15 protein-coding genes and 3 pseudogenes are annotated in these 12501 nt (G+C 42.2%); 10 read left to right on the top strand and 8 right to left on the bottom strand.

The window, feature by feature from the left end:
- Nucleotides 1-174, top strand: a 174-nt coding sequence (locus tag FEK42_RS05725) for an integrase core domain-containing protein (RefSeq protein ID WP_138211763.1), incomplete at its 5' end; no start/stop codon positions are given.
- Nucleotides 175-190: 16 nt separating this feature from the next.
- Nucleotides 191-421, top strand: a pseudogene (locus FEK42_RS05720) (helix-turn-helix domain-containing protein); the annotation flags it as partial.
- 57 nt (nucleotides 422-478) lie between these two features.
- Here FEK42_RS05720 and FEK42_RS05715 read toward each other — a convergent pair.
- A complete protein-coding gene (locus tag FEK42_RS05715; protein ID WP_135492332.1) occupies nucleotides 479-1252 on the bottom strand; it encodes a hypothetical protein in 774 nt (257 codons plus the stop codon).
- 685 nt (nucleotides 1253-1937) lie between these two features.
- On the opposite strand from FEK42_RS05715, the pseudogene FEK42_RS05705 reads away from it, so the two are divergent.
- Nucleotides 1938-2105, top strand: a pseudogene (locus FEK42_RS05705) (isocitrate/isopropylmalate family dehydrogenase); the annotation flags it as partial.
- A gap of 188 nt (nucleotides 2106-2293) precedes the next feature.
- Here the strand turns inward: FEK42_RS05705 and FEK42_RS05700 are convergent.
- On the bottom strand, nucleotides 2294-2635 hold the full coding sequence (locus FEK42_RS05700) for a DHCW motif cupin fold protein (protein ID WP_130259684.1): 342 nt from the start codon (nucleotides 2633-2635) through the stop codon (nucleotides 2294-2296).
- A 679-nt stretch (nucleotides 2636-3314) separates the two neighbouring features.
- Between FEK42_RS05700 and FEK42_RS05695 the strand changes: the two genes are divergently transcribed.
- Complete coding sequence (locus tag FEK42_RS05695; protein ID WP_130205599.1) at nucleotides 3315-4031, top strand: YebC/PmpR family DNA-binding transcriptional regulator; 717 nt, start codon at nucleotides 3315-3317, stop codon at nucleotides 4029-4031.
- Between the two features lie 403 nt (nucleotides 4032-4434).
- On the opposite strand, the gene FEK42_RS05690 is transcribed toward FEK42_RS05695, so the two are convergent.
- Nucleotides 4435-4764, bottom strand: a complete 330-nt coding sequence (locus FEK42_RS05690; RefSeq protein ID WP_130205601.1) for a YkgJ family cysteine cluster protein — start codon at nucleotides 4762-4764, stop codon at nucleotides 4435-4437.
- Between the two features lie 454 nt (nucleotides 4765-5218).
- Between FEK42_RS05690 and FEK42_RS05685 the strand changes: the two genes are divergently transcribed.
- From FEK42_RS05685 to FEK42_RS05670, 4 genes and pseudogenes are all read left to right on the top strand, one after another.
- Entirely contained in the window at nucleotides 5219-5620 is a 402-nt protein-coding gene (locus FEK42_RS05685; protein ID WP_135409846.1) for a DUF302 domain-containing protein, read from the top strand.
- 253 nt (nucleotides 5621-5873) lie between these two features.
- Complete coding sequence (locus tag FEK42_RS05680) at nucleotides 5874-7397, top strand: cyclic diguanylate phosphodiesterase (protein ID WP_135492334.1); 1524 nt, start codon at nucleotides 5874-5876, stop codon at nucleotides 7395-7397.
- 130 nt (nucleotides 7398-7527) lie between these two features.
- The gene (ymgF, locus tag FEK42_RS05675; protein ID WP_130205608.1) at nucleotides 7528-7746 is read left to right on the top strand and encodes a cell division-associated protein YmgF; all 219 of its coding nucleotides are present in this window, start codon (nucleotides 7528-7530) and stop codon (nucleotides 7744-7746) included.
- A 404-nt stretch (nucleotides 7747-8150) separates the two neighbouring features.
- A pseudogene (locus tag FEK42_RS05670) lies at nucleotides 8151-8351 on the top strand (autotransporter outer membrane beta-barrel domain-containing protein); the annotation flags it as partial.
- Between the two features lie 57 nt (nucleotides 8352-8408).
- Here FEK42_RS05670 and FEK42_RS05665 read toward each other — a convergent pair.
- The 5 genes from FEK42_RS05665 to minC all read right to left on the bottom strand — a co-directional run bounded on the left by FEK42_RS05665 (nucleotide 8409) and on the right by minC (nucleotide 11347).
- On the bottom strand, nucleotides 8409-8744 hold the full coding sequence (locus FEK42_RS05665) for a YmgD family protein (RefSeq protein WP_074399524.1): 336 nt from the start codon (nucleotides 8742-8744) through the stop codon (nucleotides 8409-8411).
- Nucleotides 8745-8747: 3 nt separating this feature from the next.
- Complete coding sequence (locus tag FEK42_RS05660) at nucleotides 8748-9092, bottom strand: YMGG-like glycine zipper-containing protein (RefSeq protein ID WP_135492336.1); 345 nt, start codon at nucleotides 9090-9092, stop codon at nucleotides 8748-8750.
- Between the two features lie 453 nt (nucleotides 9093-9545).
- Nucleotides 9546-9812, bottom strand: coding sequence for a cell division topological specificity factor MinE (gene minE / locus FEK42_RS05655; RefSeq protein ID WP_001185664.1), 267 nt, complete (start codon nucleotides 9810-9812; stop codon nucleotides 9546-9548).
- Nucleotides 9813-9815: 3 nt separating this feature from the next.
- Nucleotides 9816-10628, bottom strand: coding sequence for a septum site-determining protein MinD (gene minD / locus FEK42_RS05650; RefSeq protein WP_064528664.1), 813 nt, complete (start codon nucleotides 10626-10628; stop codon nucleotides 9816-9818).
- A 23-nt stretch (nucleotides 10629-10651) separates the two neighbouring features.
- Nucleotides 10652-11347 carry a septum site-determining protein MinC gene (gene minC / locus FEK42_RS05645; protein ID WP_130215951.1) on the bottom strand — a complete coding sequence of 232 codons (696 nt, stop codon included), beginning with the start codon at nucleotides 11345-11347 and terminating at the stop codon, nucleotides 10652-10654.
- A 125-nt stretch (nucleotides 11348-11472) separates the two neighbouring features.
- On the opposite strand from minC, the gene FEK42_RS05640 reads away from it, so the two are divergent.
- Nucleotides 11473-11766: a YcgL domain-containing protein gene (locus FEK42_RS05640; RefSeq protein WP_130205736.1), complete on the top strand. Its 294-nt coding sequence runs from the start codon at nucleotides 11473-11475 to the stop codon at nucleotides 11764-11766.
- A gap of 71 nt (nucleotides 11767-11837) precedes the next feature.
- A complete protein-coding gene (locus FEK42_RS05635) occupies nucleotides 11838-12497 on the top strand; it encodes a fumarylacetoacetate hydrolase family protein (RefSeq protein WP_135404263.1) in 660 nt (219 codons plus the stop codon).
- The last annotated feature ends 4 nt before the right edge of the window (nucleotides 12498-12501 follow it).

Raw genomic sequence — 12501 nt, 5'->3', positions numbered from 1 at the left:
GAAATACTCGATTTTTATCTGTTCAGAACGCTGAATGAAGTACGGGAAATTACGGAGAAATGGTTATCAGAATATAACTGTGAACGCCCGCATGAATCACTGAACAATATGACACCGGAGGAATACCGACTTCACCATTATTTGGCCGGGTTCTCAAAAAATGCATGGAACTAAAACGGGTCTATTTACAGGTGCCCAGGCTGAAATGGAGCGAGAACTGATTGTTGAACGAACAAAAGCTGGACTGGAAGCTGCTCGCGCACAGGGACGAATTGGTGGACGTCGGCCCAAACTTACACCAGAACAATGGGCGCAGGCCGGGCGATTAATTGCATCAGGCGTTCCTCGCCAGAAGGTGGCGATCATCTATGATGTTGGCGTATCGACTTTGTATAAGAAGTTTCCGGTCGGAGATAAATGAAACCGTAGCACGTCGTATGCAAGATCGTGCTGCGGTTTATGCTTACCACTTGAAGATTCAAAAATTAGGTGAGTAACGAACTGGGGACATAGCTCCTTTTTTTCTTAATTCATCTGGTATTTTTTTCCCAAGATAAAGGTTTGCTATTTCAGGTGGAGCTTCTCGACCTTCAAAACCATAGCGAGAGCTTTGTGTTGCCTCAAAGTCAGGGTCTTCGTCCCAGTATTTCATCGTAGGAAAATGTTCACGCGTTGATTTTAGCCATTTATCAGCAATGAAAACTCCTCGAACGATCCCCCTTACAGTAGCAAGAATGACTTCTGCTTTACTGGCGCGCGAGACATTAATGCGCCAGCTAAATCGAACCGCATCATAAAGCTCTGAATCTTTTGCACTTCTGTTAACGGAAATCATTAATGCTTTATGATGAAATGTTATGGTTTCGGGTTGATATGTTGCTATCAACTCTTTGACATGTGCGGCGCCGAATTCATTGCTGCCAGCCCCATTCATGATATTCGTTAACCCTGGGTATGCATCTATAAGCGCGGCTTCAACCTCATAAGCTGTCTTTTCATTAGTTATACCGTGTCGATGAATGACATGGATAACTTCAAGCCCGGCTAATTTTATTTCTCTAATTTGCTTTAGCTTGTTACTAAGCAACTCGCCATTATCATCCGCTGCTACTTTACCGCGCATATGAGCAAATACGCGATTATCTTTTCCTTTCCCTACATAGAAGGTACTTCCGTCCCTCGGATCAATCAATCGGTATACATACCAGCCAAGGTGCTCAATTACTCCAGAGGGAAACTCAGTAATATCCATTTTTCATTGTCTGTGAATTATTTGTGCTGTATATGTTAATGAATGTTGTAAGAATTCACAACCAATAGTATTGGCTAAAGTTATCCTGCATTTGAGGTGGTCAAAAATAAGCAATTTTTAGTAGGCACGAAGTTGAGCACAATCGCCATTCATACCTTTGTGTAAATTGTGTCAGACAGAGTCTGAACTAATACAATAGAATTAATCATATGTTGTTACTGATCTAACAGTTATGCTGAGATGTTACATTGTAACGGAGGTATATCGTGGAGTATGCCCGAGGTATTGCACACCATTAGATCTACGGCGAACTTCCCCTGTCTCCAGACGTTGCTGATACTAAAGATAACGGTGCTGCACTTTATCAGAATTGCCATAGAGAATTGCACTATAGTAAAAATGCGAAAGAACTAATCGAGATGCTTTACGTTAAAATAAACTGATTACAGAAATAAAATTGTTTATTAAAGTCACATTTAAGACGTAATACCCTACAGGGTAAAAATTTTCTCTGATCTTAACTTCTGCAAATGTTAACTGCTATTTTTATGCTAAAAATGGTTATCAAAACTCAAAAACACATGTTGATAATCAATGAGTTATAGAAATGCTAAGAGCTAATGAATTATATGCAAATTAGTAAAATTATGTTGCTATGTCAAATAGTTACGATTTAGTCATCTAACTAATGCTGCGCCATATGGGCTGGACTGAAGCCGCAGACCTGATTGTTAAAGGTATGGAAGGCGCAATCAACGCGAAGACCGTAACCTATGACTTCGAACGTCTGATGGAAGGCGCTAAGCTGCTGAAATGTTCAGAGTTTGGTGATGCGATCATCAAGAACATGTAATTCGGTAATTTATTAAATCCATTAACGGGAGCGTAACGCTCCCGTTATTTTTGTCAGGATGCTAACGGTTATCAAAATAAGTTATCAAAACCCCCAGGTAGTTGGGGGATGGTCAGATGGTTGTTCTACTGCCAGGTTCCAATTCTGTGCCAGAATCGGATGTCGCAATCGCAACAACGACGAATCCTTTAGTCCACAATAAAGAGTTTTGCTCCTGTCTCTGTTCTGGACTGATGTGGCTCTGCGTTATCACCAACCTGATAACTCATCCCCGCAGTTAAAGTGAATTTGCGGCCATCTGCGAGCAGTGTTTCGAGTTCTCCCTCTATGCATAAAAGGATATGACCTTTACTGCACCAATGATCCGCCAGGTAACCTGGGGTATATTCAACCATTCGCACACGGATTTGGTTCGGCTTGTGACCAAAAAATTGTGTGCGCCAGTAGGCCATGCCTGTTTCCCCGGGATGTTCTGTTTTTTCGACTTCACCCCAGTTGGTGGTGCCAAAAGCAAATGCTTCGATATTCATTTTATGGCCTTTCGTTGTTAAGAAAGAGTGCTTGAGCACAGGTTGGAATGAATTAACATAAGAAAAAATAATTTATATATCAACACATTATTTTTCATATGTAGTAACGAAGTTGAACCTGATTTAAGGTATATATTCATTTGGAGTGCTACATTAGTGAAGATAGGCGGGTATCGGTAACGTCCGCTTTTCGCTCATAGCTCAACCGTAATCATTAAAAGTTCCTCTTAATTGTTGGTGAAAAGAAACGTTATTTTGATATAAGTGATAGTAAAAACACTTCCTAAAATGAAGGATAATATCAATTATATCAAATGGTTGGGAAAGGGCTGATTTCAATTGATAAAAGAACAATTAAATGAAATTTATCATTAAATATCAGTCGATTAAGAATGGATTTGTTTTAAAAACGGTTTCCAGATGATTAGTCGGGATTATCACATTGTTTTTGCCTTATGTATTATTATAGCGTTTCAATTATTAAGAACAAAAATCTAAAACTAAATCAGAAAAATAATCTGGTAACATTTTTAAATAATGGAAAATTAAAGTGCCGCTATACATTTATCTTATTTCTAATTCTCATAGACGAAATTTTTCATGTTATGATATAATATGACGAAAATCGCAGGTTATCAACCTGTTATTGATGTAAATAAATTTCGAGGAGATTATTCCAGTGGGACGTAAATGGGCCAATATCGTAGCTAAAAAAACGGCTAAAGACGGGGCAACGTCTAAAGTATATGCAAAATTCGGTGTGGAAATCTATGCTGCGGCTAAACAAGGTGAACCAGACCCAGAATTAAACACTTCTTTAAAGTTCGTTATTGAACGCGCGAAGCAGGCGCAAGTTCCAAAACACGTTATTGATAAAGCTATTGATAAAGCCAAAGGTGGCGGAGACGAAACGTTCGTACAAGGACGTTATGAAGGCTTTGGACCCAATGGTTCAATGATTATCGCTGAAACGTTGACTTCAAACGTTAACCGTACGATTGCTAACGTTCGTACAATTTTCAATAAAAAAGGCGGTAACATTGGCGCGGCAGGTTCTGTCAGCTATATGTTTGACAATACTGGCGTGATTGTATTTAAAGGAACTGACCCTGACCGTATTTTTGAAATTTTGCTTGAAGCTGAAGTGGATGTCCGTGATGTGACCGAAGAAGAAGGAAACATCGTTATTTATACTGAGCCTACAGACCTTCATAAAGGAATTGCAGCTCTAAAAGCAGCTGGAATTACTGAGTTCTCAACAACAGAATTAGAAATGATTGCGCAATCAGAAGTTGAGCTTTCACCAGAAGATTTAGAAATCTTTGAAGGACTTATTGATGCCCTCGAAGATGACGATGATGTTCAAAAAGTATATCATAACGTTGCAAATCTCTAATTATAAATTAAAGAAATCTGTCTTTATGGCAGATTTCTTATTATTAAAAAATGTTAAAAACATATAAAACACTTCTCATCTAAAAAATAAGACTAATCGAAATTACTGGTTTTAACTATCTCATGATTAACGGCAAAGGATCATCCGATGAGTGGAAATAGCGCGAAAAACGTAATGGTTTACAGTCGAAATATCAGAATGTAATGCCTGTTAATTGTTACGTAAAATATCAAGAATGATCATCAAGAACTGAATTCTAAAATGGCAGTTTTCACCAAAATGTTGCCCGGTACCAGGAACATATGGCATTGTATTCTTGATACTCGGGCAATGGGCATGTTACATCAGAATATAATCATGGATACGCAGTTTTATAGCGCCCATTAAAAATGAAAAGTGCTTTTTAAATTGGCGGCAGCCCATATTTTGCTCGGGCGCGATTACATGCCTCATTAATCTTCCCATCCTCGCCAGACATGGCGAATTCTCGACATGTCGATGAGCGATTCTTGTATATGGTGCAACATGCGTTTTTTCCAGGCGTTCCTGCCAGGGCGACACAACGTGGATCCTTCTGGTTAGTACCGCTCATACATCGGTGGTAAGGGGATATTTGCTCAGTAAGATGAGCCGGGATAGTGCCGCCTGCATCATCTGCTTCGGCCCAGTAAAAAGAGACGCGGAAAAATGCACAACAGGCACCACACGCCAGGCATGGATTCAGATTGCTCATAATTCACCAGTACTACTATATACATCACAATACATCATAACAAAAAATGCAGACACGCCCTGTAAAGATGCGTGTCTGTGACCGGCTGGTGAATTTTCTATAGTCAACTACTGAATGATCACCAGCTGTTATTAATTTTACATATCCACTGAGATATAACCAGATAGTCAAAATATAAACAGAGTAAATTAATCTTTACAATTTGTAACTACAGGGTTTAGGAAGGGAGTGCTTTATGGAATCAGAGTCTACATTATCTTGTTACTATAGGATGATTTTATAAGCATGGTGGATATTGTGATTGTTTTAATTCTGGTTGATTAAAGGGACTCATCAGAAAATGTTATTTCTCTGATGTTCAAAAATATGAGCAAGCTCAGGTTATAATATTTTGTATTTATATTACGGTTGTCTCATCGTTCACATTGATTATTGTGTTAATGGTAATAACGTTATGATTCAATTCAATAGTGCATTTGACTTCGAGCATACCAGAACACGTCTTCTTAAGGCGGTATCAAATAATGGTCTGGTTTTATTTGGCGAGTTTGACCACGCGAAAGCTGCCCGAAATGCAGGTCTTGTAATGCCGCCAACGACTGTTCTGGTATTTGGTAATCCTGAAAAGGGAACGCCTTTGATGTTGGAACATCCAGACCTCGCTCTGGATTTACCTTTCAGGGTACTCCTTCGCCAGCTGCCCGGAGGTCAGGTCAACGTTAGATTTCATTCGGCAGAAGAATTGAAATGTTATGGACTTGACTCAACGGCGATACAAACGCTGAAAAAGCTGGAATTGCTGGTACAGAAATGCATTCAACCTATTGATTCACATATGTATAAAGGCGAAGGTTAAAGCTAAACAGAAACGTGCTCAACCTATATTTTTGCTCCCGAATTATTACCCCATGCCTCTTGTCTGCTTAAAGACCCATTGATCAGCGCGAACATTAGTTTTTCATCAGTCATTGAAAGACTTGCGGCATGTTGGGCAAAATTTCATCTGATGCGTGGATATTTCTGATTCTCTCGACCATGCTCTCTGTAGACGCCAGATTGAGCGAATGAATGTCAACCCCCTCTATTAACCTGTTGTCAGGGACACGCAGATGCGCAATACACTTATCCCTATCCTCGCTGCGGTTTGCCTGTTTATTACCGGCGTCTCTATTTTGAACATCCAGCTCTGGTATTCCGCAAAAGCGGAGAGCCTGGCAGGGGCGAGATATGCCGCAAACAATATCAATTATATACTTGAGGAAGCGTCACAGGCGATTCAAACGGTACGGGAAATAGCCAGAAAAGGGTGTGATCTGGATGAACAATATCAACTAGGTACAGAAGCAGCGCTCAAGCCACATCTGCGTACGATCATCATTCTCAAACAAGATGCGGTCTGGTGTACTTCATTGCCGGGGAACCACGTACTGCTATCACGTATACCCGTGATTCCTGAAAGCAATTTACTGCTAGCTCCGGCAATCGATACTGTTAATAAAATGCCCATTTTGCTTTATCAGAATCAGTTCGCAGATACCCGAGTTTTGGTGACTATTAGCGATCAACATATTCGTGGCGCGCTCAATGTGCCGTTGAAGGGGGCGAAATATACTTTACTCGTTGGCGGTAGCATTATTGGCCCGTCGGGAGATGTGACAGCTCTCAATGGTAAAAATCATTTTTCTGGACGAGTCAGTTCCACAAAATATCATTTCAGTATTATTTATAACCAGCCGCCTCTATTTAGCTTTAGCAGACTTATCGATAAAGGTCTGGGGATTTTGATATTCATTTTGTTGATTTCCTGCGCCGTTGTCTTCCTGCTTGATAAATATTTCAACAAAAGCGCGACACCGGAAGAGATCCTGCGGCGGGCAATACATAATGGTGAAATTGTGCCTTTTTATCAACCAGTGGTAAATGGGCTGGAAGGGACGTTACGCGGCGTGGAAGTCCTTGCCCGCTGGAAACACCCTCGGGGAGGATATATCTCTCCTGCGGCTTTCATTCCTCTTGCTGAAAAATCAGGGTTGATAGTTCCGCTCACCCAAAGTTTGATGAGCCAGGTCGCCAAACAAATGAATGCGATCGAAAGTAAACTGCCAGAAGGTTTTCACGTTGGGATAAATTTCAGCGCCTCGCATATTATTTCGCCGACATTTGTTGAAGAATGCCTGAAATACAAGGACAGCTTCACGCGCCGTGATTTGAATCTCGTGCTTGAAGTCACTGAGCGTGAGCCTTTGCATGTTGATGAAAGTCTGGTCCAGCGACTAAACATTTTGCATGAAAATGGTTTTGTCATCGCACTGGATGATTTTGGTACTGGATACTCGGGGCTTTCTTATCTCCATGATCTACATATTGATTATATTAAGATTGATCACAGCTTCGTCGGGCGGGTCAACGCAGATCCAGATTCCACCCGGATCCTGGACTGCGTGCTGGATCTGGCGCGCAAACTTTCTATCAGTATTGTCGCTGAAGGTGTTGAGACGAAGGAGCAGCTCGATTACCTGAACCAAAACAACATCACGTTCCAACAGGGATACTATTTCTATAAACCGGTGACATATATTGAGCTGGTCAAAATTATTCTCTCAAAACCGAAGGTGAAAGTGGTGGTTGAGTGAAAAATGATCGCCTGAGCGTGAGGTGACGTAATTATAGACAGCTAATTAGCTCGTTTCGTCTTGTTACTATTGTTCATTATTCTGTTTGCTATAATTGTCTGAAATTTTTGACAGGATTACCATCAGTAGCATGAACAAGAGTAATAATCTGGATTATTTTACTTTATATATCATTTTCTCCATTGCATTTATGCTAATCACTTTCCTGGTTATCCTTTTTGCCAAACCCAGCACCTGGCTGGGAGAAGTGCTTGTTACTATAAATTTGCTAAATGCGTTGGTTTGGTTGGCGATCAATGTGGTTAATCGGTTAAGGGAAAAACTCGTTAGCCATAGGGATCAGCATTAATCCTTCTGTTATCACTGTCAGAAAACGGCTAAATGAGTTGCTGGCAGTGAACGCCTTATCCTGACATGACCTGGCGATTAAGCCACCATTTATTGGGCTATATCTCGCGTATCAGGATTCTGCTTTCACCTGGTTTGAGTTGCAGCTTGATGATTTCGGAAGACAGACCACAGGCGGGAATATTGCACAAACAGTTATCAAGAGTGGTGTAATCATAATGGATTTTATATATATGCATACTAATTTCACTGGTAACTATTAATCATTTTGCAGTTGATAAGTTATTTGTTAATCAGTTTTTCCTCTGTTAAGTGAGCAATATCATAAAAATAAGTAATATAATGATAATGTCGGCTTATTTATCTTTTACGCTTTGTCTCTGTTTATATATTTAATTTTCTTGTCATAACAGTAAAGATTTTGCTGTTTCAATGAACGGCGTGAAAGTTGAACAAGACGGTGCGCGTAATCTGGGGGAAATTAAACTTGGCGTAAATGGCAATCTGAATCCAGCGGCCAGCGTCTGGGGAAATGTTGGCGTTCAACTCGGTGATAATGGCTACAATGACACCGCAGTTATGGTGGGATTTAAATATAAGTTCTGATTCCTTCGCCTGCTAAAAAAACGCGCCGAATCAATCGGCGCGGTACTGCATTAATGATTATTTTTTGCCAATGGCACGCATGGTGTCATCAATGGCGGTAATTAACAGCATTTGCGGATCTTTAGCACAAACCTGGTTCAGTTTTTCTACCACTTTGGCACTGAGTTCCGGAGATTGCTCGATCTTTAAATCACGGCTCGTAACGCTGGCGTTACCCATTACAGCCACAATTTCTGCAACCTGTGCGCTGTCAGTTTTTGCCATTTCGTTGGCTTCAGCACAAGTAATATAGGTTTCTGCTGGCAAACCGTTCTTAATATTGTAGTCCTGCGCCCAGCTCATTGGTGCGAAAACAAACAGACCAGCCAATAATGCAAATTTTTTCATCATCATTCCTTATTTCATTTTACCCAGAATGGCACCACCTGCGCCGCCAACTACAGCACCTTTAATCGCGCCTTCCAGACCATTGCCGGTCAACACGCCAGTGACTGCACCAACGGCAGCACCCACTTTCGCACCTTTGCGGGCATTTTTACCGTCACGACCTTTTTCAGTTACTGCACCAACACCAGCGCCCACAGCAGCGCCTTTCAGCACACCATTAACGCCATTGCCAGTCAGTAAACCTACGCCTGCACCTAACAGCGCACCTTTCGTGGTGCGATTCATATCCGCCATTGCTGGTGCGGAGCAGAACAATGCTGAGATAAGCCCGAAGGCGAGTATTTTTTTCTTCAACTTAGATGTCCGGTATTAAGTAAGTTGCACACACAATAATTTCGTCTTTAATTAATATTCACTTAACTAAAGAACGCTCGCTATTATTCAGATAATTCAAAATGAGCGCGAATGGTATAATAGTAATTGTGTTTTATGCTTGAATGGGAATAATCTTAAATAAAGATTAACTCATTGATTTGAAATATTTTCTTCAAGAAATGTCATCAGGTGTTAACATGGTATTGTAAAGGTTAGGCGATCTGAAATATCAATATTGTTGTGTGATTTAAATGTAAAAAATATTTTTCAAAAAAGGCAGGGTAAGTAATTTCGCTCTGGTGGCAATAGTGTGAATTAGCGGCGATTTGAGCTGACAATAGAAGGGGAGAACAAAATTTAGACCAAATGCAATCTGACAGATACCAGTATAAACAACCGGTAACTGTCAGATCAGGTTTGAGCTAATACAGCTTATTTCAGCTCTTCTGCTTCTGGTAAGGTCACGTTAAGCTCAAGAATGGAAATATCGCCATCCTTTTGCTCGAGTTGTACGGTTACCATCTCGGGATCAATTTGTACGTATTTACAAATGACATCAAGAATATCTTTACGCAACTGCGGCAGATAGTGTGGTTCTGCATCGCTGCGACGACGTTCAGCAACAATAATCTGCAGTCGTTCTTTTGCAATGTTGGCCGTGTTTTTCTTCCGTGAGAGAAAGAAATCGAGTAATGCCATAACTTATCCTCCGAACAAGCGTTTGAGGAAGCCTTTCTTCTCTTCTTCAATGAAGCGGAAAGGGCGTTCTTCACCCAACAGGCGTTCTACGGTATCTGCGTAGGCTTTACCCGCATCGGCATTGATGTCGAGAATGACCGGTTCACCCTGGTTAGAGGCGCGCAATACGGATTGATCCTCTGGGATCACACCGACGAGTTTGATGCGCAGGATTTCCAGCACGTCTTCCATACTCAGCATGTCTCCTCTGTGCACGCGACCAGGGTTATAGCGCGTTAACAACAGGTGCTCTTTAATGGGTTCTTCGCCGTTTTCTGCGCGACGTGATTTCGACGCCAGAATACCTAAAATACGGTCAGAGTCACGAACTGATGAGACTTCCGGGTTCGTGGTAATAATGGCTTCATCAGCGAAATAAAGAGCCATTAATGCACCGGTTTCAATACCCGCCGGTGAGTCACAAACGATAAACTCAAAGTCCATCGCTTTTAGGTCATCAAGAACTTTGGCCACCCCTTCGCGGGTGAGGGCATCTTTATCGCGAGTTTGCGATGCCGGGAGAATGTAGAGGTTATCAGTACGCTTATCCTTAATTAGCGCCTGATTTAGCGTTGCATCGCCCTGAATGACGTTGACGAAATCGTACACGACCCGACGCTCACAACCCATAATCAGGTCGAGGTTACGCAAGCCGATATCAAAATCGATCACGACAGTTTTCTTTCCCTTCTGGGCCAAACCAGTGGCGATGGCCGCGCTGGAGGTGGTCTTTCCAACGCCCCCTTTCCCCGAAGTAACAACAATAATGCGTGCCATAAAAATTCCTTGTTAAAAAGGGATCAATTTAACGATTGAACGGTCAAAGCGTTTTCGACTAATTGCAGCCGTGCCGCTTTGCCATAAAATTCTACTGGGATTTTATCACTCAGCCAGTATTCACCAGCAATAGATACTAGTTCGGCCATCAGGTTAGTACAAAATATTTGCGCTTCCCGGTCACCACTTGCCCCGGCCAGCGCACGACCGCGCATCATGCCATAGACATGAATGTTACCATCCGCGATCAATTCTGCTCCTGCACTTACATTACTTGTAACAATCAAATCACATTGTGGAGCATAAATGCGCTGACCGGAACGTACAGGAGTGTCTATTAAACGTGTTTTTGTGTCCGGGATCGTATTTTGCGCTGGTGCCTGGGGAACGGGAGCTGAACGTGGCGCTTTTTCCTTTCCTTCAGTCAGGATTGGTAGCCCCATCTTTTCTATTTCAGCTTTCAGTTTCGCATTTTTGCAACCGCTGACGCCAATTATCCGCAAGCCAGTTGCTGAGATAGCTTTGTGCATTGCTGACCAGTTGACCCGTTCTTCGAGGCCACTGACATTGAGTACGACGGGTGCATGTTTTAAAAATGCCGGGGCCTGAGCGATTTTGTCTTCCAGCGCTTGATGAATAATCTTAGGCTCTGCCTCATGCAGATGAACCACTGATAAGGTGAAGTTGCTACCTTTAAGCTCGATTGGCGTGTTTGACATCCTGGCCTTACTCAATTAGCTAATTATCATCATCAGCGAGCGATGATATTACGAAGACTATCAGGCATGTTATAGTCTGGATTATATTGAGGCAAGTCACCCCCACATTTATTCAGAGTAAAATTATGTTTTGTGTGATCTATCGAAGTAGCAAACGTGACCAGACCTATTTATATGTCGAAAAAAAAGACGATTTTTCGCGTGTTCCAGAGGAGCTGATGAAAGGGTTTGGCCAACCTCAACTCGCGATGATTCTGCCATTGGATGGGCGGAAAAAACTGGTAAATGCCGATATTGAGAAAGTTAAACAGGCATTAGCCGAGCAAGGTTATTATCTCCAGTTACCACCACCACCTGAGGATTTGCTTAAACAACATCTTTCTGTGATGGCGAAAAATACAGACAGTACTGACAAATAACCGATATCCGGCGGTGGCATCATATTCGTTGGAGCGGGTTTTAAGAACCACGATGAAGTGAGAGGAACGTTATGTATCAACATCACAACTGGCAAGGTGCGCTGCTGGATTATCCGGTGAGTAAGGTCGTCTGTGTTGGCAGTAACTATGCCAAACATATTAAAGAGATGGGGAGTGAAGTGCCCGAAGAGCCCGTGTTGTTTATTAAACCTGAAACGGCACTGTGTGATCTGCGCCAGCCCTTGGCTATCCCCTCTGATTTCGGCTCGGTTCATCATGAAGTTGAACTGGCGGTGTTGATTGGCGCGACGCTACGCCAGGCCACGGAAGAGCATGTGCGCAAAGCTATTGCAGGTTACGGTGTGGCGCTCGATCTGACATTACGTGATGTTCAGGGAAAAATGAAGAAAGCCGGACAGCCATGGGAAAAGGCCAAAGGGTTTGATAACTCGTGTCCACTTTCCGGGTTTATTCCTGCAGCAGAGTTCAGCGGTGATCCACAAAATACGTCGCTGGGTCTAAGTGTAAATGGCGAACAACGCCAACAAGGTACGACTGCGGACATGATCCACAAAATCGTTCCACTGATTGCTTATATGAGCAAGTTTTTTACCCTTAAGGCCGGTGACGTTGTGCTGACAGGCACGCCTGATGGTGTTGGTCCGCTGCACAGTGGCGATGAATTGACGGTTACTTTCGGCGGTCATTCTTTGACAACTCGCGTTTTGTAATACT

The sequence above is a fragment of the Escherichia sp. E2748 genome (assembly GCF_005781125.1).
GTDB lineage: Bacteria > Pseudomonadota > Gammaproteobacteria > Enterobacterales > Enterobacteriaceae > Escherichia.
Note: the sequence above shows the minus strand (reverse complement) of the source record. Positions and strands in the feature narration are given on the sequence as shown.